The organism is Streptomyces sp. NPDC008086 (assembly GCF_042957325.1).
Lineage (GTDB): Bacteria > Actinomycetota > Actinomycetes > Streptomycetales > Streptomycetaceae > Streptomyces.
This window is the reverse complement of the sequence record NZ_JBIBIA010000002.1, coordinates 782,094-804,085: the sequence shown is the minus strand read 5'-3', so window position 1 is coordinate 804,085 and position 21,992 is coordinate 782,094. Positions and strand designations below refer to the sequence as shown.

Sequence of the window (21,992 nt, the reverse complement as noted above, 5' to 3'; positions counted from 1 at the left end):
CTCCGCTACCGCTCTCCCGAAGGGCCCCGTCGAAAGACGGGGCCCTTCGTGCGATCATGTGCGCTCGTTGGGGCAAATGTGACTGGGGAGGCCGCCGTGGCGGTGAATGCCAAGAAGATCGCCGTCTACGTCGTCGTGGTCTTCGTGTTCTACGTGATCATCACGGACCCGGAAGGGGCCGCCGACTACGTGCAGATAGGGTTCCAGGGCATATCGGACGCCGCCAAGGCCATCGGCGACTTCATGACGTGGATCGCCAGCGGAGGCGACAGCTAGGGAGTACGCACATGATCCGCCACCTGGTCCTCTTCAAGCTCAACGAGGGCGTCGAGCGCGACGACCCGCGGGTCGTGGAGGGCGTCGAGGCCTTCCGGTCGCTGGAGGGCAAGATCCCCGAGCTGCGGCACTGGGAGCTCGGCTGGAACGTCAGCGACCGCCCCATCGCCTACGACTTCGCGATCAACTCCGCCTTCGAGGACGCGGCGGCCCTGCGCGCGTACGTGGAACACCCCGAGCACCAAGCGGGCGTCACGCTGTGGCGGGAGTTCGCCACCTGGGTGATCGCCGACTACGAATTCTGAGGCGCCGCTCCCCGGTCCGCCCGGAACCCCCAGAGCCCTCCGCCGTAACGGCGGGGGGCTTTCGCGTGTCTTACGCACCGATCCATTCCCAACACGGGATTATGCGGTACTTGAACACAATGAACTGTCTTGTGATGCTATGACCGCTTTTGACGGATGAGTTGATGGATCACGAGGTGGAGTTGACCGTGCCGGCCAGTACTGCGCCTCAAGCCCCGACCCACTCACCCCAGGAGGACACTCCCGCGTCCCCGCCGCCCCGCAGCCGCGGCGCCGACACCCGGGCGCTGACCCAGGTCCTCTTCGGGGAGCTCAAGGAGTTGAAGCCGGGCACGCCGGAGCACAACCGCGTGCGCGGGGCGCTCATCGAGGCCAACCTCCCGCTCGTGCGCTACGCGGCCGCCCGGTTCCGCTCCCGCAACGAGCCCATGGAGGACGTGATCCAGGTCGGCACCATCGGGCTCATCAACGCCATCGACCGCTTCGACCCGGACCGGGGCGTGCAGTTCCCGACGTTCGCGATGCCGACCGTCGTCGGCGAGATCAAGCGGTACTTCCGCGACAACGTCCGCACGGTCCACGTACCACGCCGGCTGCACGAGCTGTGGGTCCAGGTCAACAGCGCGACCGAGGACCTGACCACTTCTTTCGGGCGCACCCCCACCACCGCCGAGATCGCCGAGCGGCTGCGCATCACCGAGGACGAGGTGCTGTCCTGCATCGAGGCCGGACGTTCGTACCACGCGACCTCGCTGGAGGCCGCGCAGGAGGGCGACGGGCTGCCCGGGCTGCTGGACCGGCTCGGCTACGAGGATCCGGCGCTGGACGGCGTGGAGCACCGCGACCTGGTCCGGCACCTGCTGGTGCAACTCCCCGAACGCGAGCAGAGAATCCTGCTTCTGCGCTACTACAGCAACCTCACCCAGTCGCAAATCAGTGCGGAACTCGGGGTATCCCAGATGCACGTTTCGAGGCTACTCGCGCGTAGCTTCCAGCGGCTGCGTTCGGCGAACCGGATCGACGCCTAACCGCAAACAGGAGCGACCGGTCACCGTCCCGAGCGAATCGCTCACCAGGGCGGATCCCGACAGTTCTGCACCGAAAGACCGTCAGACCCCCTTTATCCAGGGCCGATTCAAGTCTCACATGTCGACATGTCACTACAGCGTGTTGCCGACATGTGACATTCTTCGGGAAGCGCGTTTGCCGCGGCTTCGGCTCCGGTATTCAGGTGAAGGCTGGCGTTCCTCGATCGGAGCGTTCGCCACGACCGTCCCGCGACCCAAAGGGGGTGGCATGTCCGCAGACCAGGGCAGCTCGAAGGTGCTCACGCTCACAAAGAGCGAGTCCGCGCCCGACGCCGTTCTCGACGTCACGGCTCTGGAGGCCGTGCCGGCCCCGGCCCTTCCGACCTCGGATTCGATCGACACCCGCACCCTGTCCCGCTCCCTGTTCCTGCGGCTCGCCGCCCTGGACGAGAACAGCCCCGAGCGCGCGTACGTCCGGGACACCCTGATCGAGCTCAACCTCCCGCTCGTGCGCTACGCGGCGGCCCGCTTCCGCTCGCGCAACGAGCCGATGGAGGACATCGTCCAGGTCGGCACCATCGGCCTGATCAAGGCGATCGACCGCTTCGACTGCGAACGGGGCGTGGAGTTCCCGACGTTCGCGATGCCGACCGTCGTCGGCGAGATCAAGCGGTTCTTCCGCGACACCTCCTGGTCGGTGCGCGTCCCGCGCCGGCTCCAGGAGCTGCGCCTGGCGCTCACCAAGGCCAGTGACGAGCTCTCCCAGAAACTGGACCGCTCCCCGACGGTGACCGAACTCGCCGCCGTGCTGGGCGTGTCCGAGGAGGACGTCGTCGACGGCCTGGCGGTCGGCAACGCGTACACCGCCTCCTCGCTGGACTCCCCGGCCCCGGAGGACGACGGCGGCGAGGGCTCCCTGGCCGACCGGCTCGGCTACGAGGACACCGCGCTGGAGGGCGTCGAGTACCGCGAGTCCCTCAAGCCGCTGCTGGCCAAACTGCCGCCCCGCGAGCGGCGGATCATCATGCTGCGCTTCTTCGCCAACATGACCCAGTCGCAGATCGGCGAGGAGGTCGGCATCTCCCAGATGCACGTCTCCCGGCTGCTGACCCGGACCCTGGCGCAGCTGCGCGAGGGCCTCATCTCCGACTGACCCCTTCCGCTCCCTTCATATTTGACGGAGCGTCAGCCACCATGGCCCGATGCTTCGCCGGATATGGACGACCACGACACCCGGCCGTCGGCGCGCCCTGATCGGTGCGTCGACGGCCGTCGTCTGCGTGGGCGGGATGCTGGCCGCGTGCGGTGGCGGCGGGAGCGGTGACGGGTACGTCGCGACGGGGGCGGCGGGCGGTCCGCCGAGGGTGTCCGCCTCGGCGGGGGCGCCGACGGGCGAGGTGACGTTGGTGCCGCTGGACGGGACGGAGAGCGACGGTCCCTCCGGTGACGGCGGCCCGAGCGACTCCCCGGAGCGTCGGGGAGGTCAGGCATCGGCGTCCCCGGCTTCACCCGGAGGAGGTCATCCCCCGGCCCGGCCTCCGAGCGGCCCCGGTTCCGCGGCGACCGCGACCGGCTCCGCCGCACGGCCGGGAAGCCCACCCGAGCCCCCGGCCCCCTCGACACCGTCGGACACGCCGGACGCCCCGGACGCCCCGGACGCCCCGGCCCCCTCGACACCCGCCACGCCCGCGAAGCTGACCGTGAGCACCCCCGTACGGGAGCCCACCGACCAGCGCTGGTGCGAGAAGGTCACCCTCGGCTTCCGCAACTCCGGCGGCACAGCCGTGCGTTCGGGCACCGTCACCTTCGGCACGCACGTCATCGGCGCGCTCGGCATCGACTGGGCGACGGTCGAGTCCACGGAGAAGCTCCCGGCGCCGATCGGGGCCGGGAAACGCCAGGAGCGGACCTGGACGGTGTGCGTCGACGCCTGGCGTGTGCCGCTGGGCATGCACATCGAGACGCGGGACGTCACCGTCCGGTGGGAGTAGCAGCCGTACGGCCTACTTGAAGGCCAGCCACGCCACCGCGGCGACGACCGCCACGGCGACGACGACGCCGAGGATCAGGCCGATGCGGGGGCCGGAGGAGGCGGCGGCCTGCTGCTGACGACCGGCCTGGGGGCCCTCGTCGACGAACGCGCGGAACATCTGGGTGCTGCCGGCGGGGTCGTGGTTGCCCTGGGGGCCCTGGGTGTTAGCCATGGCCCGAGACCCTAGCGAATTAGCCCGTTCGGCCCAAGTGGGGGCTCCTGCCCTGCACAGGGGGTCACAGGACCCACCCCACCTGCACATTTACGGTCGCAATACTTGCCTTTGCCAAGTTTTTGCGGCTCACCCACCCCCTGTTGTTTGCCTGTAGCAACCAATCGCTTCTATGGTTGCCCTAAGCAACAAAAGACGGAGGTGTGATGGCCGAGCAGGCGCAGTACGAGGAGCTGGTCCGTCAGTTCAGCGCCTTCGGTGCCGTGAAGCGGGAGATGGGGCGGACGCTGCCGTCCGACTGCCCCGCCGGTTCCGCCGCCGTACTGACCTTGCTGAGCCGTCACGGGCACATGCGCATGAGCAAGCTCGCCGAGCTGCTGGCCGTGGACATGTCGGTCACCAGCCGCCATGTGGCGCACGTGGTCGAGCGGGGCTGGATCGAGCGGTCCCCCGACCCGGCGGACAAGCGCTCGCGCATCCTGCGCCTGACGCCCGCGGGCGTGGCACAGGTGGACCGGCTGTCCCGGTGCACCACCGAGATGCTCGCCCGGCGCCTGAGCGACTGGACCGACGACGAGGTGGCCCAGCTCACCCGGCTCATGGCGCGGCTGAGGTCGTGCTTCGACGAACAGACCCCCCGTACACCCGCGACACCCGCGATCACCCAGTAAGAGAAGGAAGCCCATGGCAACGACCACACCAGCCGGTGTGCGGGCCCACGCCAAGCATTCGTCGGGCGCCCACGCCGACGGCGCTCCGATGTCGCACCGGCAGATCATGGAAGCGCTGACCGGGCTGCTGCTCGGCATGTTCGTGGCGATCCTGTCGTCGACGATCGTCTCCAACGCCCTGCCCGACATCATCAAGGACCTCGGCGGCGGCCAGAGCGCCTACACCTGGGTGGTCACCGCGTCGCTGCTGGCGATGACCGCCTCCACCCCGCTGTGGGGCAAGCTCGCCGACCTGTTCTCCAAGAAGCTGCTCATACAGCTGGCCCTCGTGATCTTCGTGGCCGGCTCCGCGCTGGCCGGTCTGTCGCAGAACGCCGGGATGCTCATCGCGTTCCGCGCGGTGCAGGGCATCGGCATGGGCGGTCTGTCCTCGCTGGCCCAGATCATCCTGGCCGCGATGATCTCCCCGCGTGAGCGCGGCCGCTACAACGGCTACCTCGGCGCCACCTTCGCCACCGCGATGGTCGGCGGCCCGCTGATCGGCGGCGTCATCACCGACACCGACTGGCTCGGCTGGCGCTGGTGCTTCTACGTCGGCGTGCCCTTCGCCGTCGTCGCCCTGATCGTGCTCCAGCGCACCCTGCACCTGCCGGTCGTGCGCCGGAAGGTCAAGGTCGACTGGGCCGGCGCCTTCTTCATCACCGCCGCGGTCTGCCTGCTGCTGGTCTGGGTGACCTTCGCCGGTGACAAGTACGACTGGCTGTCCGGACAGACGTACGCGATGACCGGTGGCGCGCTCGCGCTGCTGCTGGTCTTCGTCCTCGTCGAGTCCAAGGCGAGCGAGCCGATCATCCCGCTGCGCCTGTTCCGCAACCGCACCATCACCCTGGCCTCGCTGGCCTCGCTGTTCGTCGGCATCGCGATGTTCGCGGGCACGATCTTCTTCAGCCAGTACTTCCAGCTGGCGCGCGACAAGTCGCCGACGATGTCCGGCGTCATGACCATCCCGATGATCGTCGGCCTGTTCATCTCCTCGACCGTCTCCGGCCAGGTCATCACCCGCACCGGCCGCTGGAAGGCCTGGCTGCTGGCGGGCGGCGTCCTGGTGACCGCGGGCCTCGGGCTGCTGGGCACGATCCGGTACGACACCGAGTACTGGCATGTCGCGATCTTCATGGCCCTGCTGGGCCTCGGCGTCGGCATGATGATGCAGAACCTGGTCCTCGCCACCCAGAACCAGGTGGCCCCGAGCGACCTGGGCGCCGCCAGCTCGGTCGTGAACTTCTTCCGCTCCCTCGGCGGTGCCATGGGCGTCTCGGCGCTCGGCGCGGTCCTCAGCCACCGCATCACGCACTACGCCGAGGAGGGCATGGCCAAGCTCGGCGTGCAGGGTTCCTCGGGCCACGGCGAGATCCCCGACCTCGACGCGCTGCCCGGCCCCGTCCGCACGGTCATCGAGAGCGCGTACGGCCACGGCGTCGCGGACGTCTTCCTGTACGCCGCGCCGATCGCCTTCCTCGCCCTCCTGTTCGCCCTGTTCATCAAGGAGGTCCCGTTGAAGACCAAGGGCGCCCTGGCCCAGGCCGCCGAGGGCAGCGAGCCCGCGACGCCGGAGCCCGCCCAGGCCGCGGCGCCGGCCGCCACGCAGGAGCGGGTCCCGAGCTGGGCCACCGCCGCCTCCGACACCGAGGCCGCGCCTGACGGCACGCAGAAGCTCGCCGCCGTCGCCACGGTCGCCCGGCCCGAGGAGACCACCGGTTCGTCCGGCGGGGTCCCCGTCCGCGGCTTCGTCCGGGGCGCGGAGAGCGTGCCCGTGCCGCAGGCAGCGGTCACGCTGATCTCGCTGGCCGGACGGCAGCTCGGCCGCTCGGTCGCGCAGGCCGACGGTTCGTACGCGGTCGACGCGCCGGGCGCCGGATCGTACGTCCTGATCGCCTCCGCCGACGGGTTCCAGCCGCAGGCCTCCACGATCGTCGTGAACGGCGACGAGCCGGTGGCGTACGACATCCTGCTCAGCGGCACCAGCGGTCTGAGCGGTGTGGTCCGGGCCGCGGGGAGCGCGCTGGCCGTCAAGGACGCGATGGTGATCGTCACCGACGTGCGGGGCGATCTGCTGGCCACGGCGGCCACCGGTGAGCAGGGCGAGTTCAGCTTCGCCGAGCTGGTGCCGGGTGCCGTGACGGTCGCGGTGAACGCCGCCGGATACCGGCCGCGCGCCCTGCCCGTCGAGGTCGGCGGCACCGGGGTCACCCGGATCGAGGTCGACCTGGAGGCAGGCGCCCAGGTCCAGGGCGTCGTCCGGGCCCCGCACGGCCCGCTGGCCGACGCGCGGGTCACCCTGGTCGACGCGGCGGGCAACGTGGTCGGCACGGCGACGACCGGGACGGACGGGGCGTACGCCTTCACCGACCTGGACGGCGGCGAGTACACGGTCATCGCGACGGGCTACCCGCCGGTGGCGACCGCGCTGACGGTGACCGGCCGCGGCACGGACGACCACGACATCACGCTCGCCCACCCGGGCGAGTAGCAGAACCCCGGCCCGTGGCGTGGGGCGCGCTCTGAGCGGAGGTGCGCCCCGCCGCGGGCCGGGTTCTTTATGGCCAATTTGTATGTTTTTGCAGGGAGTTGGACGGGATGGGACTGACGGGACTGACCGCGAGGATCCGTACCCGGGACGGGTGGGCCGTGTCGCACGCGGTCGTCACGGTGACCGACATGACCGGAACGCAGGTGCTGCGGGCGGAGGCGGACGCGGAGGGAGCCGTACGGGACGCGAACCCGCTGGCCCCGGGGGCGTACACCGTCATCGTCACCGCCGTCGGCTACGCGCCGGCCGCCGCGAGCGCCATCGTCACGGCGAGCGGGCGGGCCGAGGTCGGCACGGTGACGCTGGCCCGGCAGGGCGGCACGGAACTGCCGCCGCCCGGACCGTGGACCATCGACCCGGCGCACTCCAGCGTGGCCGCCGTCGCCCAGCACCTGGGGATCTCCAGCGTGCGGGGCCGGTTCACACACTTCGCCGGCGCCATCGAGATCGCGCCGGACGACGTCACCAAGTCCCGCGTGGAGGCCGTGATCCGGGCCGACTCGATCGACACGGGCAACGACATGCGCGACGGGCATCTGAAGTCGCCGGACTTCCTGGACGTGGAGCGGTACCCCGAGATCACGTACCGGTCGACGGGCGTCACGGCGGCCACGGGCAGCGACCGCTGGACGGTCCACGGCGAGCTCGGCATGCACGGTGTCGTACGGCCCGTCGACCTGGACCTGGCCTACCTCGGCACCGGCGCCGACCCGTGGGGCGGGACCCGGGCGGCGTTCCGGGCGACGACCGAGCTGCATCGGGACGACTTCGCCATGAACTACAACCAGGTCGTCCAGGCCGGCATCGCGGCCATCGGGACGACGTTGAAGGTCGAGCTGGACATCCAGGCCGTGCAGGGCGAGTCGCTGCCCCTAGGCTGAGTTCATGGCACCGAACATCGCTACGAACACCCGTGTCTCGCTCGAAGAGTTGCTGGACTTCGTACGGCCCCGTCATCGCGCCCTGCTGCTGACCCGGCGGGCCGACGGCAGCCCGCAGGCCTCGCCGTTGACCTGCGGGGTCGACGACTCGGGCCGGATCGTGGTCTCCACGTACCCCGAACGGGCCAAGACGCGCAACGCCAAGCGGGATCCCCGGGTGAGTGTCCTCGTCCTCAGCGACGACTGGGACGGGCCGTGGGTCCAGATCGACGGTTCCGCGGAGGTGATCGACTCGCCGGAGTCCGTGGAGCCGCTCGTGGAGTACTTCCGGAACATCTCGGGGGAGCATCCGGACTGGGACGAGTACCGCGCGGCGATGGTGAAGCAGGGGAAGTCGATCATTCGGGTCACGCCGGAGTCCTGGGGGCCGGTGGCTACCGGTGGGTTTCCTGCGCGGCTTGCTCCGCAAGGGTGAGCCGGTTCGCCTAGAAGCTCGGGGAGTGCGGATCGTATGCGGCTGCTGGTTCATTGTGGCTGGTCGCGCAGTTCCTCGCGCCCCTAGGGGCGTTGTTCGCGCCCCTTCCTCTGAACCATCGCCTCGATTCCTGCCACCAGTAGGTCCAAGGCGAACTCGAAGTCGCGTTGCCACATCTCCTCGACCGTGTCGCCGCCCCGGGCCGCCATGAGTTCCGCGGAGTCCTGGACGATGTCGGCGGTGTCCGGGGCCTGGGTCACCGTGCTCATGGCGTGCTGGAAGTAGTCGTCCGGGGTCATGCCGAAGGCGGCGCTGCGGGTGATGAAGTGGCCCTCCATCGTGCCGAAGCCGTAGACGAACTGGAAGACGGCGGAGATGGCGGCCACCAGGCCGTGCGCGGGCAGGCCGGTCTTGCGGATGACGCGCTGGACGAGGCGGGAGAACTCGAGGCTGTTCGGGCCGATGTTGACGTAGGTGCCGATCAGGGGCGACAGCCACGGGTGGCGGACCAGCAGGTCGCGGTAGCCGCGGGCCAACGCGCGCAGTTGGTCGTGCCAGTCCTCGTCCGTCTCCGGGTCGGGCAGCGTCAGTTCGCCGAACGCGGCGTCCAGGGCGAGTTCGAGGAGGTCGTCCTTGGTGTCGACGTACCAGTAGACGGACATCGCGGTCACGTTCAGCTCGGCCGCCAGCCTCCGCATGGAGAACTTGGCCAGCCCCTCCGCGTCCAGCAACCGGACGGTGGCCGCCGTGATGCGGTCCCGGTCGAGCCCGGAGGGCTGTCCGCCCCCACGCCCGCCTCGCCGCTCCTTGCCCTCCAGCCAGACACTGGCCCGCGCGGCCTCCCGACCTGCCCTAGCCATGGCGCACCTTCCTAGACATTCGAATCGCCGGTCGCGGGAGCGCCCCGTCAGGGGCGCGGGGAACTGCGCGACCAGCCACAACGGCCCGCAGTCGCCTGAACAACCGTATGCCCCGAGCTCTTAGGCGGTATCTGCCCTTTCGGCCCGCCGCAACAACGCCCCGGCGACCAACCCACCGAGCAATACCGCCAAGGCCCCCACCAACAAACTGGTCTCCAGCCCGGAGGAAAACGCCTCCACCACCCGCGCCCTCTCCCCAGCCGACCCCGCGGCTGCCAACGCCCCGGGCAGGGAGGCCGCCGCCACCGGAATCAGCGCCGCGAACCGAGAGTTGAGCAGCGCCCCGAGCACCGCCACCCCCAACCCCGTGCCGAACTCCGCCACCATGCCGTTGATCCCGCCGCCGACCCCCGCCTTCTCCGGCGGAATCGCACTCATGATCGCGTGCGACATCGCCGGACTCGCCACCGCGGCCCCGGTACCGATGAGCACCAGCCCCAGCAGCGTGCCGGTGTACTCGCCGGAGGGCATCAAGGCGATGGAGGCGAGGCCGCAGGCCATGACCGCCATGCCCAGTCCGATGGCGAGCGGAGTCCCCAGCCGGGTCGCCCACCTGGCCGCCACCCCGGTGAAGTTCAGCGCCACGATCATCAGGGCGAGCGGAGCCGTCCGCAGGCCGGCCTCCAGGGGCTCGTAGCCGAGCACGAACTGCATGTGCTGGGTGAGCAGGAAGAGTGATCCCCCCATCCCGAAGGTGATCAGCACACCTCCAGCGATCGCTCCCGTGAACTGCCGGTTCCGGAAGAAGTGCAGGTCGAGCATGGGGTACGGGATCCGGCTCTCCCAGTACCCGAAGGCGACCAGTACGACGACGGCCACGGCGGCCGTCAGCAGGACCCGGCCGGACAGCCAGCCGTGCTCGGGACCGGAGATGATCGCGTAGACCAGGGCGGCCATGCCGATCGTGGAGAGCAGCGCGCCCAGCAGGTCGGGGCGGTCGCCCTGCGGGTTCTTCGACTCCGGGACCAGCATCACGACGGCCACCAGGGCGAGCAGCGCGACCGGGATGTTGATCAGGAAGATCGCGCCCCACCAGAAGTGGTTCAGCATGAAGCCGCCGAGGAGGGGGCCGGCCGCGAAGCCCAGTGAGTTCACCGCGGCCCAGATGCCGATCGCCTTCGGCTGCTCCTCCGGCGTGAAGATCTGGATCGCCACGGCCAGCACGGTGGTCATCAGCAGCGCGCCGCCGACGCCCATCCCGGCGCGCGCGGCGATCAGCTGGCCGGTCGAGTCGGCGAGGCCGGCCACGAGCGAGCCCACGCCGAACAGTGCCAGGCCCGCGGCCAGCATCTTCTTACGGCCGTAGCGGTCGGCCGCGCTGCCCGCGGTGAGCAGCAGACCCGACTGCACGAGCGAGTAGGCGTTGATCATCCACTGGATGTCGGAGGTGCCCGCGTCCAGCTCACGGGTGAGCGAGGGGATGGCCACGTTCAGGACGGTGTTGTCGAGCACCACGGTGAGCACCGCGAGGCAGAGGACACCGAGGATCAGCCAGCGCTGGGGGTGGCCGTCCTCGGCCGGGGCCAGGGTCTTTTCCTGGGGGGACGTCGACATGCCATACACCGTAGAACATCTCCCATACACCGTACAACGGGGTTACGGGAAAGGGCGGCGGCCCGGTATGGCCGCCGCCCTCCTTCTCCGGCTACGTCAGCTGCTCGCCTTCTGCGTCAGGTCGTAGAACGTCGCCGAACCGACCGTCACCTGCTTGAAGTTGGCCTGGACCCATGCGCTGATCTGCGCGGACGTGCCGCTGCTGCTGCCGCCCATGCCGCCACCGGAGCCGCTGGAGATGAAGTAGTGGATCTTCCCGTCCGCCACGTACTTCTTGAACTCGGCCAGCGTCGGGGACGGGTCGGTGCCGTTGAAGCCGCCGATCGCCATCACCGGGTCGCCGGTGGAGAGCTGGTAGCTCGCGGCGTTCTGGGCGCCGATGGCGGCGGCCGCCCAGGTGTAGTCCGAGGCGTTCTTCTCCAGGAGCGCCTTGGCCTCGTCGCTGACGCTGGCGCCGTTGAGCAGACCGCCCATGCCGCCACCGTCACCCATGCCGCCACCAGGCATTCCGCCCTGCTGGTTCTGGGTGCCGCCGTTGCCGTTCTGCCGGCCCTGCTGCCCCTGCTGGCTGTTCTGGCCGGGCATGCCGCCGCCGGGGAAGCCGTTGCCGTTCTGCTGGTTCTGGCCGCCCTGCTGGTTGTTCTGCTGGCCCTGCTGGTTGTTCTGGCCCGGCATTCCGCCGCCGGGGAAGCCGCCGCCACCGGGGCCGCCACCACCCGGGCCACCGCGACCGCCCGACACCGCGGGGCCGGCCGTCACGATCGAGCCGGTGTGGCCCTCGTTCACCGTGGTGAGGGTGTACGCGGTCGGGCCGGCCAGCGCGGCGGCGAGGCCGAGGCCGACGACGCCCAGGGTGAGCCGGCGGCCGAGCCTGCCGACGAAGATCAGGCCCAGGGCCGCCGTCAGACCGCCGACCAGGACGGACCACTTCAGCCAGGGCAGGTAGTCGGAGGAGCGGTTGAGCAGGACGTAGCCCCAGACCGCGGTGGCCGTCATCGCGGCCGCGAGGGTCAGGGCCGCCCAGGCCTTCTCCCGCTTCTCCCAGAGCAGCGCCGCGCCCATGCCGATCAGCGGGGCGATGTAGGGGGCGAGGGCGACGGTGTAGTACTCGTGGAAGATGCCCTGCATATAGCTGAAGACCAGCATGGTCGTGATCAGCGCGCCGCCCCAGACGAGGAACGAACCACGGGTCACGGACGTACGGCGGGCCTTGCGAGTGGCCACCAGGGCCGCGATCAGCAGGATCAGCGCGGCCGGGATCAGCCAGGAGATCTGGCCGCCGATGCTGGAACTGAACAGGCGGTCCCAGCCGGTCTCGCCCCAGTTGCCGCCGCCGTTCCCGCCACCGCCGCCACCACCGACGCTGCCCGTCTCCTCGCCGTTGAGCCGGCCGAGGCCGTTGTAGCCGAAGGTCAGTTCAAGGAAGGAGTTGTTCTGCGAGCCGCCGATGTAGGGGCGGGAGGAGGCGGGCCACAGCTCGACGATCGCGACCCACCAGCCGCCGGAGACGACGATCGCGGCGAGGCCCGCGGCCAGCTGGCCGATGCGCTTCTTCACCGACACCGGCGCGCAGACCGCGTACACGAGCGCGAGCGGCGGCAGGATCAGGAAGGCCTGGAGGGTCTTGGCGAGGAACGCGAAGCCGATCGCGACCCCGGCCCACACCAGCCACCTGGTCCGGCCGTCCTCCAGACCCCGGATGACGAAGTAGCAGGCCACGGCCATCAGCAGGGCCAGCATCGCGTCCGGGTTGTTGAACCGGAACATCAGCGCCGCGACGGGGGTGAGCGCGAGCACCGCGCCCGCGATCAGACCGGCCGCGGGGCTGAACCGGCGTCGTACGGCCGCGTAGACCACGGCCACCGTGCCGACGCCCATGAGGACCTCGGGGAGCAGGATCGCGAACGAGCTGAGGCCGAAGAGGCGGACCGACAGGGCCATCGGCCACAGGGAGGCGGGGGGCTTGTCGACGGTGATGGCGTTGGCCGCGTCCAGCGAGCCGAAGAAGAACGCCTTCCAGGACTGGCTGCCGGCCTGGACGGCCGCCGAGTAGAAGGAGTTGGCGTAGCCGGAGGCGCTCAGGTTGTAGAGGTAGAGCGCGAGCGTGGCGAGGAGGAGGCCGAGGAAGGCCGGGCGGGCCCAGCGGGGGTCCTCGGGGCGGCCGCGCCACAGCCGTCGTACGAAGGGCTGCTTGGGTTCGCCGGCGTCGGGAACCGGGGTGCCGGGCGGGGGTGTCGGTGGCGGAGCCCAGGTGTCGGGGCTGCCTCCTCTGCCGCCGTCGTACCCGCTCTGCCGGGCCGGCTGAGTCGGCTGGGTCTGCTCGGTCTGCTGGTCGTAGTGGACGGTCATCGGGAGTCCCTCGAGTCGGTGTCGTGCGGGCGCACCGGCTGCAGCTGCACGGTGGCGTCCCGCCAGGTGCCGTCCGCGGCCGCACCGGCGCGGAACCGGGCAGTGTCGTACGGGTACTGGGGCGTGCGCTGCGGCAGCGGGCCGTAGGGCACCGGGGTCTGCCGGGTGGCGTAGGTGGGCGAGGAGGGGTTGTGCGCGGCGACCACCATCGAGTCGCCGCCTTCGCGGTCCGGGAAGACCCACGCGCGGAAGAGCAGGAAGCGCAGCACCGTCGCCGCGAGGTTGGCGGCGATGAGGACGGCGAGTTCGGTGGAGTGCGCGGGGTCGCTGCTGGCCGCGTTCAGGGCGGCGAGCGAACCGCTGGTCAGGGCGAGGCCGATGCCGAAGACGACCAGGCCCTGCGCCTGGTGCCGTACGGCGCCGCCGCGGCCGCGCACTCCGAAGGTGAGGCGGCGGTTGGCGGCCGTGTTGGCGACCGCGGAGACCAGCAGGGCGAGCGCGTTGGCGATCTGGGAACCGGTGAAGACGCGGAAGCCGCTGTAGAGCAGGAGGTAGAAGAGGGTGGAGAGGGCGCCGACGACGCAGAAGCCGACGAGCTGGCGGGCCAGTCCCTTGGGTACGTCCTTGATCTCGCGGTCGCGGGGGTCGTCGCCGAAGGGCCGGGCGAGCCGGTCCAGCGGCAGCGAACCGGTGGCCAGGGCCCTGCCGACCCGCCACACGCCCTTGAGGTCGTCGGTGGCCGTCTTCACGATGTGGACGGTGGAGTCCGGGTCGTCGACCCAGTCGACCGGCACCTCGTGGATCCGCAGCCCGGCGCGTTCGGCGAGCACGAGCATCTCGGTGTCGAAGAACCAGCCGGTGTCCTCGACCAGCGGCAGCAGCACCTGCGCGACATCGCGCCGTATGGCCTTGAACCCGCACTGGGCGTCCGAGAAGCGGGCCTGGAGCGAGCCGCGCAGGATGAGGTTGTAGGCCCGGCTGATGAACTCCCGCTTCGGGCCGCGCACCACCCGCGAGCTACGGGCCAGCCGGGAGCCGATCGCCAGGTCCGAGTGGCCGGAGATCAGCGGCGCGACCAGCGGGAGGAGGGCGTTGAGGTCGGTGGACAGGTCCACGTCCATGTAGGCGAGGATCGGGGCGTCCGAGGCGGACCAGACGGTCCGCAGCGCCCGGCCGCGGCCCTTCTGCTCCAGCCGGAACGCCCTGACCTCCGGGAGCTCCGCCTCCAGCCGCCGGGACACCTGGGGGGTGGTGTCCGTCGACGCGTTGTCGGCGATCGTGATGCGGAACGCGTACGGGAAGGTGCGCTTGAGGTGATCATGCAGTCTCAGCACACACGGCTGGAGGTCCTTCTCCTCGTTGTAGACGGGGATCACTACGTCCAGGACAGGCGTGCCGGCGTCGCCGGCCGGGAGGTGCTCCCGCGCCGGCAGGGTGCCGGGAGAAGAGTCGGTTCGCATGGAACCGACTTTCGTCAGGCGCCCTGTTCCGCCCATGTGGTGACGCTGTGTTGTGCCTGTGAGTGCTGTTGCCAGCTCATTTCGGGGCTCGGCTGCGCGGGCAGCGCCGGCAGATGCACCGTGAACACAGTCCGTCCGGGCACGCTGTCGACGGTCACGGCACCGCCGTGCGCGGTCGCCACGGCCTGCACGATGGCCAGGCCGAGGCCAGTCGAGCCGGAGGCACGCGAGCGCGAGGAGTCGCCGCGCGCGAACCGTTCGAAGACGTGCGGGAGCAGATCGGCCGGGATGCCCTGCCCGTTGTCCTCGACGTCCACGCACATCCACGGGCCGCGCCGCTGAACACGGGCGGTGACCGTGGTCCCGGGCGGGGTGTGGTTGCGCGCGTTGCCGAGCAGATTGACCAGCACCTGTTGCAGCCGGGCCGCGTCCGCGGACACGAGCGCGGGTTCGTCGGGCAGGTCGAGCCGCCAGTTGTGGTCCATGCCGGCGGCGCGGGCGTCGCTGATGGTGTCGACGACGAGCGGGATCAGGTCGGTCTGCTCGAACTGGAGGGGGCGGCCCGCGTCGAGCCGGGCGAGCAGGAGGAGATCCTCGACGAGAAGGGTCATGCGCCCGGCCTCGGACTCGATCCGCCCGAGGGCGTGTCTGGTGTCCGGGCCGACGTCTTCTCTGCCCCGGCGGGTCAGTTCGGCGTACCCCCGGATGGAGGCGAGGGGTGTCCTCAGCTCGTGACTGGCGTCGGCTACGAACTGCCGTACGCGCGTCTCGCTCTGCTGGCGGGAGTGGAGGGCGCCGTGGACGTGGTCCAGCATGCGGTTGAGCGCGGCGCCGACCTGCCCGACCTCGGTGTGCGGGTCGGTCTCGGACTCGGGCACCCGCTCGCTGAGGTTCACCTCGCCGGTGTGCAGGGGGAGTTCGGAGACTCGGGTGGCGGTGGCGGCGACTCGGCGGAGGGGGCGGGTGGCCATGCTGATGAGGACGGAGCCCGCGATGGCGGCGGCGACCAGGCCGGCGCCGGTGACGCTCACCTCCACGAGGATGAGCGTGCTGATGGTGGTGGTGACCGACTCGGTGGGCAGCGCGACGTAGTAACCGCCTCCATCGGGTCCGGGGACGTACTGCACCCGGTACTCGCCGAGGCCGGGAACCTCGACGGTGTGCATGCCCGTGGTGGGCACCTTCGCGAAGGCGGACTTCTGCTCGTCGGTGAGCGCGACGGCCGAGTTCGGCTGGAAGGGACCGTCGTCGCTGGAGGCCTCGGCGATGAAGGCCCGGGGGACCGTGCCGTTGGTGCCGGCCTCGGCGGCGATGGTCTTCGGCTGCGCCGGTCCTTCGACGAAGCCGATGAGTCTGTCCCGCCGGTCGGGGTCGTCCTCGGTGCCGGGCTTCATGGGTCCCGACAGACGCTTGCCGACGTCGTTGACCTGTTCGTTCAGCTGCTCGTACAAATGCGAACGCAGGGCCAGCGTCGTCACCGTACCGATCACCGCACACACCACGGCGATCAGCACCACCGACGCGACGACGAGCCGCGCCCGCAGTGTGCGCGGCTTACCCGCCCGTCTCTTCTGCGTACGCGGTCGTCGTCGCCCGCTCATGACGCCGCGGGCTTGATGAGATAACCGGCACCACGCCGCGTGTGGATCATCGGCTCGCGACCGGCGTCGATCTTCCGCCGCAGATAGGAGATGTAGAGCTCGACGACATTGGCCTGCCCGCCGAAGTCGTACGACCACACCCGGTCGAGTATCTGAGCCTTGCTCAGCACACGCCGCGGATTACGCATCAGGAACCGCAGCAGCTCGAACTCGGTGGCGGTGAGGTGGATGTTCTCCCCGGCCCGCGACACCTCGTGGCTGTCCTCGTCGAGGGTGAGGTCCCCCACGACCAGCACGGATTCGGACCGCCGGTCGGCCGCCCCGGACCGCCGGATGAGCCCGCGCAGCCGGGCCACGACCTCCTCCAGGCTGAACGGCTTGGTGACGTAGTCGTCCCCACCCGCGGTGAGCCCGGCGATACGGTCCTCCACCGCGTCCTTGGCCGTCAGGAACAGCACCGGCACGTCCGGCAGTTCGCGGCGCAGCCGGCCGAGGACGGCCAGCCCGTCCATGTCCGGCAGCATCATGTCCAGGACGACGGCGTCGGGCCGGAACTCCCGCGCGGTCTGCACCGCGCCGGTGCCGTCACCGGCACTCCGGATCTGCCAGCCTTCATAACGCAGGGCCATGGACAGGAGTTCGGTGATCGACAACTCGTCGTCCACCACAAGCACGCGGACGGGGCTCCCGTCCGGCCTCAGCAGTTCGGTGCGCCCCTGGGGCGAGGTCGTGGTCATGCTGGACACGATGTCGGGGGCCTCTGAGAGCACGCTTTCTGAAAGCTGTGATTTTCCTGAGAAACACACAGGGGGTTCTCATGGATGCCTGGGAAGTGACGTGACGGGCAGCAGTGAGGGCACCTGCTCGACGTTGCGGCCCCGGTCACCGTGAGGATCCAGGTGGCGCCGCACCTCGCCGGAGCCGCCCCGGCATGATCGGGGCCTTCAGCATCGTCTCGTTCGGCGAGCCCCCGGATCGCATCCGGTGCTGGACAGCCGGGACCGAGCCGGCCGCTTCGGGCGTTTCCCGTTGGCAAGGAGTGACGTTTCCCTACCCTTGCAGTACGAGCACAGCCGCAGGCCAAGGAGTTGGGGATGAGTCAGGAGATCGTTCAGCTTGTGGGGCAGGCCGGCCCGTACCTGACTGCCGCCCTGGGGGCCTATGGCGCGGGAGTGTTGACCCGGACCGAGAATGCCGCGGTCGACGCGACGGCGAACCTGGGACGCCGAATGCTGCAGTCGGTGTGGCGTCGCCGGGACGAGCAGGGACGTGCCGAACTAGAGGCGGCTGTGCAGGACGCGGCCGAGGCAACCGACGACGAGGACGCGGCCGCGGCGCTGCGGCAACAACTCAGGCGTGCGGTACGCGAGGACGCCGAGCTGTTGCGGGAACTGGTCGAGTTGCTGCCGACCACCAGTGGGCCGGTGACCGTGACCGCGTCGGGTGAGCGGTCCATCGCCGCCCAGACGATCGGTACTGCGATCACCGGTGACAACGCAACGCACAGGCCGTGAGCAGTGATCAGCTGTCCACGCCTGGTGGGCCACAGGCGTCGGGCCCCAGGTCGGTCGCTGCCGCCGGCAGCATCGCGGTAGCGATCACAGGAGATCACGCCCGGGTGGTGATGCTGCCGGCGGAGGCGGTGCGGTGGGCACGGGAGGTGAGCGCGCCGCCCGGGGCCGGGAATCTGCCGGGCTCGGCGTCCGGGGTGTTCGTGGGCCGGAACCGTGAACTGAAGCGGCTCCGAGGCCTGCTGACCCGGGAGGGTGAGGCCGCAGTGACTCAAGTCCCGTCCCGGACCCGGGCCATCCACGGGCTGGGCGGGATCGGGAAGAGTTCGCTCGCGCTGCGCTACGCCCATGAGTACCGGCGGGAGTACACGCTGGTGTGGTGGATCACCGCCGATTCCACCGAACAGATCGTCACGAGTCTGGCCACGCTGGCAGTGAGGCTGTGCCCACAATGGGCGGCGACCGTGGGCGTGGAGGAGCGTGCGGCGTGGGCGATCGTCTGGCTGCAGTGGCACCCGGGCTGGCTGCTCGTCTTCGACAACGTCGAGGACCCGACCGACCTGCGTCACTACCTCGGCACCCTGGCGGACGGCCATCACCTGGCCACCAGCCGGAAGGCGACCGGCTGGCACACCATAGCTCCGACCATGGCCCTGGGCGTGATGGATCCGGACGCGTCCGCAGACCTGCTGTGCACACTCGCCCTCGGACAGAGGCCACCCACGCCGGAGGAGCAACGGCAGGCCAACGACCTGGCTGCCGAACTCGGCTATCTGCCATTGGCGCTGGAGCAGGCGGGGGCCTACCTCTACCAGACCGGTACCGCTTTGGGGGTATACCGGCAATTGCTGGGACGGGGCCTCGACAGAGCGGCAGACGGCACCGACCCGGAACGCACGATCGCCCGCATCTGGCTCCATACTCTGACCGCGATCGAAGGCCGTGATCCGCTGGCCATCAGAGTTCTGCACACGATCGCATGGCTGGCCCCCGATGACATCCCCCGGAGTCTCCTCGCCACACTGGCCACCGATCCGATCGCACTGGGCGACGCGCTGGGCGTTCTCCACGCCTACAACATGATCGCCTTCACCGCCGATCGCCAGGGCATCACCGTGCACCGCCTGGTGCAGATGGTCCTACGCACCCGCGCCACCGCTGATCCCGTCGCCCTGGGTCGGCAGGAGGCCGAACAGGCTCTGATACAGGCCGTCCCCGACGGGAGCGATGCTGCATCGGAGGCGAACACACAGTGGGAACGCCTGCTCCCCCATGTCTTCGCCCTGGCCGAATCGACAACACCGAGCTGCCCCACCTCGACCGAGACCACCGGCATCTACCGCGCTGCCGCCCAGTACCTGGCCCGGCAGGGCCGCGACGCCCACTCCATTCCCCTGCGCACAGCTGTCCTTGCCCAGCTCGAGCAGGAGTGGGGTGAAACCCATCCCGACACCCTCGTCAACCGCAGCAACCTGGCCACGGCCTACATGGAGGCGGGCGATCTGGACCGTGCCATCCGGCTCTTCGAATCCACCCTCGCCCAGCAGGAGCAGGTCCTCGGGAACACTCACCCCGACACCCTGATCAGCCGTAACAACCTGGCCGGCGCTTACGAGGATGCAGGGGATCTTGAGCGTGCCATCCCGCTCTTCGAATCCACTCTCGCCCTGCGCGAGCAGGAGTTGGGCGACACCCACCGCTACACCCTGAATTCCCGCAACAACCTTGCCCTCGCCTACATGACGGCGGGGGATCTGGGCCGTGCCACCCCGCTGTTCGAGGCCACCCTCGCCCAGCGCGAGCAGGTGTTGGGTGAGACCCACCCCGCCACCCTGACCAGCCGTAACAACCTCGCCCTTGCCTACCAGGCGATGGGGGACCTGGGCCGTGCCGTTTCGTTGTTCGAGGCCACCCTCGCCCAACGCGAGCAGGTGCTCGGGGATACACACGCTCTTACGTTGGCGACCCGTGTCAACCTGGCAGGCGCGTACCGGGCGGCGGGAGATCTGAAGCGCGCCATCCCCCTGTACGAGGCCACCCTCCGCCAGTCCGAGGAAGTGCTGGGCGACACCCACCCCGACACCCTGATCAACCGCAACAACCTGGCGGCTGGCTACCGGGCGGCGGGGGACCTGGACCGTGCCATCTCGCTGTACGAGGCCACCCTCGCCCAACGCGAGCAGGTGCTCGGCGGAACTCACCCTCGTACGCTGACCACCCGTAGCAGCCTCGCAGGTGCCTACAAGGCGGCAGGGGACCTGGAGCGCTCCATCCCCCTGTACGAGGCCACTCTCCACCAGTCCGAGGAGGTACTCGGCGAGACTCACCCCTCCACCCTCACCATCCGCAACAACCTCGCCGACGCCTACAGGGCAGCGGGGGACCTGGAGCGCGCCGTCCTCCTGTACGAGGCCACCCTCCGCCAGTCCGAGGAAGTGCTGGGCGCCCTCCACCCCGACACCCTGATCACCTGCAACAACCTCGCCGACGCGCACAGGGCAGCGGGAAACCTGACGCGCGCCATCCCGCTGTACGAGACCACCCTCACCCAACGGGAACAGGTACTCGGCGACACTCACCCCGCCACCCTGACCAGCCGTAACAACCTCGCAGGCGCCTACCGAGCGAAGGGGGACCTGACCCGCGCCATCCCGCTGTACGAAGCCACCCTCACCCAACGGGAACAGGTACTCGGCGACACCCACCCCTCCACCCTGACCAGCCGCAACAACCTGGCCGTCGCCTACGAGGACGCAGGGGACCTAGAACGCGCCATCCCGCTGTACGAAGCCACCCTCACCCAACGCGAGCAAGTACTCGGCGACACCCACCCCTCGACGCTGACCAGCCGCAGCAACCTCGCTGGCGCCTACCGAGCGAAGGGGGACCTGACCCGCGCCATCCCGCTGTACGAGACCACCCTCACCCAACGCGAGCAGGTACTCGGCAAGACTCACCCCTCCACCCTGACCAGCCGCAACAACCTCGCAGGAGCCCGCAAAGCCGCCGAGACCGCACAGCAATCAGATGCAGCAACAGCAGCGCCGGCAACTGACCCGGGCCCTCAGCCCCTCTCGGACCTTCGCCAGTCACCGCAATGACCGTCACCGGCCGCTCTGGACGAAGCTACGGATCACAAGGGCGCAGTCTCCGCCCTGACCCATGCACGAGGCACAGCTCTCAGAACAACCCGTCCTGCACCCCCACCCGTCGCTCCCCGAACTCCCGTACCGGAACGGTCAGTTCCCCCGCGCCCCTTGCCGGGACCAGCTCCCACCCCATCATCAACCGCGTATCAACCACGACCAGCCTCCCTCCCCCACCCTCGGTCTCCACATGCAGATCCGGCCCCGCAGCCGCCACCAACAACCCGCTCAGCCCCCCGCCCGCGACAAGTTCGGTCACCGCCCCGTCGGCGGGCGCCAGATCCGTCAGCCCGAACGCCCCGGCGTGGTCGACCGGTTGACACGGCTCGCGGGTGAGGGACTCGGCCCAGCCCGGCAGCGCGACTGCGCGGGCGTGCAGGTCCTCGACCTCGGCCGCCCGCTCCGCCGCCGAGGTCGGCAACGCGGAGCGCACCGCCCGCTTGTCGGCGTAAGGAATGCGGTCCGGCACCCGGAGGGCAGCCCGCAGCAGCTCCTCCGTACGCCGCGCCGCCATCAGCGGACCGACGCCGAGCCAGCTGAAGCAGATGGCCCCCTGTTCCAGGAGCCGGGCCGAGCCGCGTTCGAGAGCGGTGATGCCGACCTTGGTCATGCCGGGGCCGAACCAGGCCAGATAGACGTGGTAGGGACGGGGGTCGTCCGCGATCGTGTCGGCGGCGACCGAGTGCGCCCGGTCCAGCCGCGCGCACTCCTCGCAGCGCGCCCCCGTACTGCGCCCCGGCACGGTCGCCCGCAGCGGACACGCGTGCCCCCGTGCTCCCACGCAGGTCCGCACTCCCCCCTCGGCGACCGCGAAGGCCACCCGTTTCCCCCAGGTCAGCGGGGAGCGCCGACCGCCGCCCCACGCCAGTTCAGGGCCGTCCGCCGACCACCGCAGCCCCGTGCATCTCCATGCCTGTGCCATCGCTCCCGAGCGTAGAGGCAGGCACTGACAACGCCCGCCCAGCGGCCGACAGCAGCGACGGCTTCAGCGACCGACCTCAGCGACGGTCTTCAGCAGCAG

At 70.1% G+C, this 21,992-nt stretch carries 19 protein-coding genes; 11 read left to right on the top strand and 8 right to left on the bottom strand.

The window, feature by feature from the left end; all coding sequences use genetic code 11:
- Positions 1–96 precede the first annotated feature (96 nt).
- From ACFZBP_RS09605 to ACFZBP_RS09585, 5 genes are all read left to right on the top strand, one after another.
- Positions 97–276 carry a hypothetical protein gene (locus tag ACFZBP_RS09605; RefSeq protein ID WP_383449565.1) on the top strand — a complete coding sequence of 60 codons (180 nt, stop codon included), beginning with the start codon at positions 97–99 and terminating at the stop codon, positions 274–276.
- Positions 277–287: 11 nt separating this feature from the next.
- The gene (locus tag ACFZBP_RS09600) at positions 288–581 is read left to right on the top strand and encodes a Dabb family protein (protein WP_383449566.1); all 294 of its coding nucleotides are present in this window, start codon (positions 288–290) and stop codon (positions 579–581) included.
- Between the two features lie 164 nt (positions 582–745).
- Entirely contained in the window at positions 746–1,609 is an 864-nt protein-coding gene (locus tag ACFZBP_RS09595; RefSeq protein ID WP_383449567.1) for an RNA polymerase sigma factor SigF, read from the top strand.
- A gap of 268 nt (positions 1,610–1,877) precedes the next feature.
- Positions 1,878–2,762: an RNA polymerase sigma factor SigF gene (locus ACFZBP_RS09590; protein WP_383449568.1), complete on the top strand. Its 885-nt coding sequence runs from the start codon at positions 1,878–1,880 to the stop codon at positions 2,760–2,762.
- A gap of 49 nt (positions 2,763–2,811) precedes the next feature.
- Positions 2,812–3,600 carry a hypothetical protein gene (locus ACFZBP_RS09585; RefSeq protein ID WP_391411404.1) on the top strand — a complete coding sequence of 263 codons (789 nt, stop codon included), beginning with the start codon at positions 2,812–2,814 and terminating at the stop codon, positions 3,598–3,600.
- A 12-nt stretch (positions 3,601–3,612) separates the two neighbouring features.
- Here the strand turns inward: ACFZBP_RS09585 and ACFZBP_RS09580 are convergent, their stop codons facing one another.
- Positions 3,613–3,813, bottom strand: coding sequence for a hypothetical protein (locus ACFZBP_RS09580; RefSeq protein ID WP_383449570.1), 201 nt, complete (start codon positions 3,811–3,813; stop codon positions 3,613–3,615).
- A 206-nt stretch (positions 3,814–4,019) separates the two neighbouring features.
- Here ACFZBP_RS09580 and ACFZBP_RS09575 point away from each other — a divergent pair, with 206 nt between their 5' ends.
- The 4 genes from ACFZBP_RS09575 to ACFZBP_RS09560 all read left to right on the top strand — a co-directional run bounded on the left by ACFZBP_RS09575 (position 4,020) and on the right by ACFZBP_RS09560 (position 8,430).
- A complete protein-coding gene (locus ACFZBP_RS09575) occupies positions 4,020–4,484 on the top strand; it encodes a MarR family transcriptional regulator (protein WP_391411403.1) in 465 nt (154 codons plus the stop codon).
- Positions 4,485–4,497: 13 nt separating this feature from the next.
- Positions 4,498–7,014, top strand: coding sequence for an MFS transporter (locus ACFZBP_RS09570; protein ID WP_391411402.1), 2,517 nt, complete (start codon positions 4,498–4,500; stop codon positions 7,012–7,014).
- A gap of 107 nt (positions 7,015–7,121) precedes the next feature.
- Complete coding sequence (locus tag ACFZBP_RS09565; RefSeq protein WP_391411400.1) at positions 7,122–7,955, top strand: YceI family protein; 834 nt, start codon at positions 7,122–7,124, stop codon at positions 7,953–7,955.
- A gap of 4 nt (positions 7,956–7,959) precedes the next feature.
- Entirely contained in the window at positions 7,960–8,430 is a 471-nt protein-coding gene (locus ACFZBP_RS09560; protein WP_383449574.1) for a PPOX class F420-dependent oxidoreductase, read from the top strand.
- Positions 8,431–8,513: 83 nt separating this feature from the next.
- Here the strand turns inward: ACFZBP_RS09560 and ACFZBP_RS09555 are convergent, their stop codons facing one another.
- From ACFZBP_RS09555 to ACFZBP_RS09530, 6 genes are all read right to left on the bottom strand, one after another.
- Positions 8,514–9,290 (bottom strand): TetR/AcrR family transcriptional regulator, encoded by a 777-nt coding sequence (locus ACFZBP_RS09555; protein WP_383449575.1) that lies wholly within the window; start codon positions 9,288–9,290, stop codon positions 8,514–8,516.
- A gap of 120 nt (positions 9,291–9,410) precedes the next feature.
- Positions 9,411–10,904: an MFS transporter gene (locus tag ACFZBP_RS09550; protein ID WP_391411397.1), complete on the bottom strand. Its 1,494-nt coding sequence runs from the start codon at positions 10,902–10,904 to the stop codon at positions 9,411–9,413.
- 96 nt (positions 10,905–11,000) lie between these two features.
- Positions 11,001–13,253, bottom strand: coding sequence for a glycosyltransferase family 39 protein (locus ACFZBP_RS09545; RefSeq protein WP_391411395.1), 2,253 nt, complete (start codon positions 13,251–13,253; stop codon positions 11,001–11,003).
- A complete protein-coding gene (locus ACFZBP_RS09540; protein ID WP_391411393.1) occupies positions 13,250–14,713 on the bottom strand; it encodes a glycosyltransferase in 1,464 nt (487 codons plus the stop codon). The genes ACFZBP_RS09545 and ACFZBP_RS09540 overlap by 4 nt, the downstream gene beginning before the upstream one ends.
- 14 nt (positions 14,714–14,727) lie before the next feature.
- Positions 14,728–16,314, bottom strand: coding sequence for an ATP-binding protein (locus ACFZBP_RS09535; protein ID WP_391411391.1), 1,587 nt, complete (start codon positions 16,312–16,314; stop codon positions 14,728–14,730).
- Complete coding sequence (locus ACFZBP_RS09530) at positions 16,311–17,051, bottom strand: response regulator transcription factor (RefSeq protein WP_185092910.1); 741 nt, start codon at positions 17,049–17,051, stop codon at positions 16,311–16,313. Before ACFZBP_RS09530 ends, ACFZBP_RS09535 begins: the two co-directional genes overlap by 4 nt.
- Before the next feature lie 357 nt (positions 17,052–17,408).
- Here ACFZBP_RS09530 and ACFZBP_RS09525 point away from each other — a divergent pair, with 357 nt between their 5' ends.
- Complete coding sequence (locus ACFZBP_RS09525) at positions 17,409–17,828, top strand: hypothetical protein (RefSeq protein WP_383449580.1); 420 nt, start codon at positions 17,409–17,411, stop codon at positions 17,826–17,828.
- A gap of 110 nt (positions 17,829–17,938) precedes the next feature.
- Positions 17,939–20,926 (top strand): FxSxx-COOH system tetratricopeptide repeat protein, encoded by a 2,988-nt coding sequence (gene fxsT, locus ACFZBP_RS09520; protein WP_391411627.1) that lies wholly within the window; start codon positions 17,939–17,941, stop codon positions 20,924–20,926.
- A 79-nt stretch (positions 20,927–21,005) separates the two neighbouring features.
- On the opposite strand, the gene ACFZBP_RS09515 is transcribed toward fxsT, so the two are convergent.
- A complete protein-coding gene (locus ACFZBP_RS09515; protein ID WP_383449581.1) occupies positions 21,006–21,893 on the bottom strand; it encodes a DUF2797 domain-containing protein in 888 nt (295 codons plus the stop codon).
- Positions 21,894–21,992 lie beyond the last annotated feature (99 nt).

Excerpts from the sequence above, each read along its gene's own strand:
- ACFZBP_RS09570 (WP_391411402.1), top strand. The coding sequence starts at position 4,498 with ATGGCAACGACCACACCAGCCGGTGTGCGGGCCCACGCCAAGCATTCG.
- ACFZBP_RS09565 (WP_391411400.1), top strand. The coding sequence starts at position 7,122 with ATGGGACTGACGGGACTGACCGCGAGGATCCGTACCCGGGACGGGTGG.
- ACFZBP_RS09515 (WP_383449581.1), bottom strand. The coding sequence starts at position 21,893 with ATGGCACAGGCATGGAGATGCACGGGGCTGCGGTGGTCGGCGGACGGC.
- ACFZBP_RS09545 (WP_391411395.1), bottom strand. The coding sequence starts at position 13,253 with ATGACCGTCCACTACGACCAGCAGACCGAGCAGACCCAGCCGACTCAG.
- ACFZBP_RS09525 (WP_383449580.1), top strand. The coding sequence starts at position 17,409 with ATGAGTCAGGAGATCGTTCAGCTTGTGGGGCAGGCCGGCCCGTACCTG.
- ACFZBP_RS09575 (WP_391411403.1), top strand. The coding sequence starts at position 4,020 with ATGGCCGAGCAGGCGCAGTACGAGGAGCTGGTCCGTCAGTTCAGCGCC.
- ACFZBP_RS09560 (WP_383449574.1), top strand. The coding sequence starts at position 7,960 with ATGGCACCGAACATCGCTACGAACACCCGTGTCTCGCTCGAAGAGTTG.
- ACFZBP_RS09585 (WP_391411404.1), top strand. The coding sequence starts at position 2,812 with ATGCTTCGCCGGATATGGACGACCACGACACCCGGCCGTCGGCGCGCC.
- ACFZBP_RS09540 (WP_391411393.1), bottom strand. The coding sequence starts at position 14,713 with ATGCGAACCGACTCTTCTCCCGGCACCCTGCCGGCGCGGGAGCACCTC.
- ACFZBP_RS09580 (WP_383449570.1), bottom strand. The coding sequence starts at position 3,813 with ATGGCTAACACCCAGGGCCCCCAGGGCAACCACGACCCCGCCGGCAGC.
- ACFZBP_RS09590 (WP_383449568.1), top strand. The coding sequence starts at position 1,878 with ATGTCCGCAGACCAGGGCAGCTCGAAGGTGCTCACGCTCACAAAGAGC.
- ACFZBP_RS09555 (WP_383449575.1), bottom strand. The coding sequence starts at position 9,290 with ATGGCTAGGGCAGGTCGGGAGGCCGCGCGGGCCAGTGTCTGGCTGGAG.
- ACFZBP_RS09550 (WP_391411397.1), bottom strand. The coding sequence starts at position 10,904 with ATGTCGACGTCCCCCCAGGAAAAGACCCTGGCCCCGGCCGAGGACGGC.
- ACFZBP_RS09600 (WP_383449566.1), top strand. The coding sequence starts at position 288 with ATGATCCGCCACCTGGTCCTCTTCAAGCTCAACGAGGGCGTCGAGCGC.
- ACFZBP_RS09535 (WP_391411391.1), bottom strand. The coding sequence starts at position 16,314 with ATGAGCGGGCGACGACGACCGCGTACGCAGAAGAGACGGGCGGGTAAG.
- ACFZBP_RS09530 (WP_185092910.1), bottom strand. The coding sequence starts at position 17,051 with ATGACCACGACCTCGCCCCAGGGGCGCACCGAACTGCTGAGGCCGGAC.
- ACFZBP_RS09595 (WP_383449567.1), top strand. The coding sequence starts at position 746 with ATGGATCACGAGGTGGAGTTGACCGTGCCGGCCAGTACTGCGCCTCAA.
- fxsT (WP_391411627.1), top strand. The coding sequence starts at position 17,939 with ATGCTGCCGGCGGAGGCGGTGCGGTGGGCACGGGAGGTGAGCGCGCCG.